Annotated in this window: 4 protein-coding genes; all 4 read right to left on the bottom strand. The window is 66.9% G+C overall.

The window, feature by feature from the left end; all coding sequences use genetic code 11:
* A partial coding sequence (locus HGB10_11995; protein ID NTU72525.1) for an amidohydrolase family protein occupies positions 1 to 535 on the bottom strand: 535 nt, incomplete at its 3' end.
* A 3-nt stretch (positions 536 to 538) separates the two neighbouring features.
* Positions 539 to 1,393, bottom strand: a complete 855-nt coding sequence (locus HGB10_12000; protein ID NTU72526.1) for an MTAP family purine nucleoside phosphorylase — start codon at positions 1,391 to 1,393, stop codon at positions 539 to 541.
* A gap of 142 nt (positions 1,394 to 1,535) precedes the next feature.
* A complete protein-coding gene (locus HGB10_12005) occupies positions 1,536 to 2,495 on the bottom strand; it encodes a TIM44-like domain-containing protein (protein NTU72527.1) in 960 nt (319 codons plus the stop codon).
* A gap of 9 nt (positions 2,496 to 2,504) precedes the next feature.
* Positions 2,505 to 2,595: zinc-ribbon domain-containing protein (locus HGB10_12010; GenBank protein ID NTU72528.1), on the bottom strand; the 91-nt coding region annotated here is incomplete at its 5' end.

Genomic DNA, 2,595 nt, shown 5'->3' on the forward strand with positions numbered 1-2,595 from the left:
GCGACAACCCGCACACGACGCGCGCCCCGTACTCGCCGGGAGCCTCGGGATAGCGCAGGTAGGCGAGGTGCTCGGGGACCTTATCGGCGGGAAGACCGAGCAGCTCCCAGTAGTAGACGCCGCCGAGGCCGGCCGCGCTCGCCGAGGCGACCTCGGCGGCCCCATACGCGATGTCGCCGACGACGGTCACGCCGCACTCGAGCGACTGCTCGGCCCCGATGACCCCGGACGCCTCGTGGTCGGCGATCTCCCAGTGCTTCATCGCGGCGACGAGCCGGGGGAGCCACTCGTGAAACGGCGCCGGTGGCACCACGCCCGAGAGCGCCGTGAGCGTCAGGTGCGTGTGTGCGTTGACGAGTCCCGGCGTGATCGTGCACCCGGAGAAGTGCTCGCGATCGACATCGGCTGCGAGCGAGGCGTCGAGGTCTGTGCGCGGGCCGACGCGGACGATGGTGTCGCCATCGACGAGCACCGCGCCGTCACGTATCGGTGCGGCGCATACGGGCAGCACCCAATCCGCTGAGACAAGCCGCATCCGCTACTGCTCGCGCTCGTCGGGCAGGTTGAGTAGCGAGGGCTTGCGCAGTTCCATGCAGCCGCACTCGGCGCCGAGATTCGTCTCGGCGACCGTGTCGAGCACGATGCGCGAGATCGCCTCGGACTCGTCGTAGAAGGCGGACTTGAGCTCCTCGTGCTCCCAGTCGCGCACGATGCCTTCACCGTAGTTGACGACGAGGTAGATGCCGGCGAAGCAGGCGCCGATGTCGCGTGCGAGGAAGACCTCAGGTGCGAGCGATTGGCCGATGATGTCGCCCCCGAGCCGCTTCATATAGTCGACCTCGGCGGGTGACTCGAAGCGCGGCCCGTCAGTGACGAGGTAGGTGCCGCGGCCGAAGACGCGCCCGAAGTCACCCTCGGCCGCCTTGCCGGTGAGCGTGCGCGCCATGTCGGGGCAGACCGGCTGGCGCATGATGAGCAGATGGTCGCCCCGTACGTAGATGTCCTGCTTCATCGTCAGGTCGATGAAGTCGTTGGGCACGACGACGTCCCGCGGGTCGAGCAGTTGGTTGAGCGAGCCTACGCCGCCGTCCGAGATCACCTTGCGCACTCCGGCTTCGTGAAACGCCCAGAACGCCTGGAGCGAGGCATCGGCCCGCTTCACGCCACGACGCCAGCCATGCATCTTGATCGCGAGCGCATGGACGGGGCCGTGGTCGCCGTCGACCCTGAAATGCGTGAACGCGGGCGAGCGCCCGAATGGTGTCTCGAACACGAGGTCGCTGGCGAGCACCGTCACGCGTGGGTCGGACAACGCAGCGGGGAAGTCGAAGCTCAGGCTGCCGCTGCCGCCGCAGATGCCGAATTCGGCGCTCGGTATGGTCTGGTCGGGCACGAGTCCTCCTCGGTCGGGTGCGCAATCCGAGGGTACCGTATGTGCGCGGTGCTGACACCCGAGACGCGAACAGGCCCCGCCGGATGAGGGGCGGGGCCTGCTGTCTCGCTCGCGTGCGGCTAGGCCGCTCGCGCTCTATCGCTTACGGCTGCTCGATGCGCAGAAGCACCCAGTCAAGCGCCGGGTCGTTCATCATCGTGCCGCAGTAGGCGCACTTGACGTAGTTCCCGTCGGTGACAGGGCCACCGCAGTTCGGGCACTTCTTGATGGTCGCATCGGCCTTGGTGATCGCCCCGACCTTGCGCGTGAGGGTCCAGTACTCGTCAAACGTCTTCGGCGTCTTGCCATCGCCCATCACGCCCGGATTCACGATCTGACCGGTGCGCTCGTCGACGGTGTAGTCGATGATCGTCGCGGTGAGCATGACCTTCACGTAGTCCGCGTCGCCTTCACGCGATACGGAGACCGGCGTGATCTTGTCGATGTGCACGTTGTCGAGCTTGTTGATCTGCCCGTTGGTCACGTACTCATCGACACCGGCCTTGAGCACTTCGAACTGCTGCTGTGAGAGGAAACGGCGAGCCGGCTCCATGTTGCGGGCCTCCCACGCCTCCTGTATCGCCAGGAACATCTCGTTGACCCGGCCGTAGAACAGCTGCTCGGAGAATGCGGTATCCGGATCCTTGAGCACCGAGAAGTCGGCGGGTGCCATCGGTGCAGGAGGCGGTGCTGCCGCCTGCGACGCCATGTCGTTGAGCATGGCCTCGGGGTCCAGACCCTTCTTCTTCATGCCCTGAATCACGGCGAAGACGACGATGATGATGATCACGAGGAAGATGAAGCCGCAACACCCTCCGCTGCTTCCGCCGCCCCCGCTCAACGCGGAGCCGACCGCAGCGCCCGCGAGCGCTCCGCCCATCCCCGACCCACCGCTGCTGCCACCGCTGCTTCCGCCGAACGAACTGCTTCCGCCCGATCGGCCCGGGTTACTCGACTGCCCGCCACCCGCGCGCCCTGAGGCGACGAGGGGAACGAACAGCGCAACTACGAGCAGGGCGACCAAAGCGACGGCCGCCAGACGCATCCACTTGGTGCGAGTCATCGGTTCCACCTAGCCCTGCGCCGTGCCGCACTCGGGACAGAACTTGGCACCCGGCGCGACTGCGGCGCCGCAGTTGGTGCAGGTCTTAGGACCGAGGGCG

The sequence above is a fragment of the Coriobacteriia bacterium genome (assembly GCA_013334745.1).
Taxonomy (GTDB): Bacteria; Actinomycetota; Coriobacteriia; order Anaerosomatales; family JAAXUF01; genus JAAXWY01.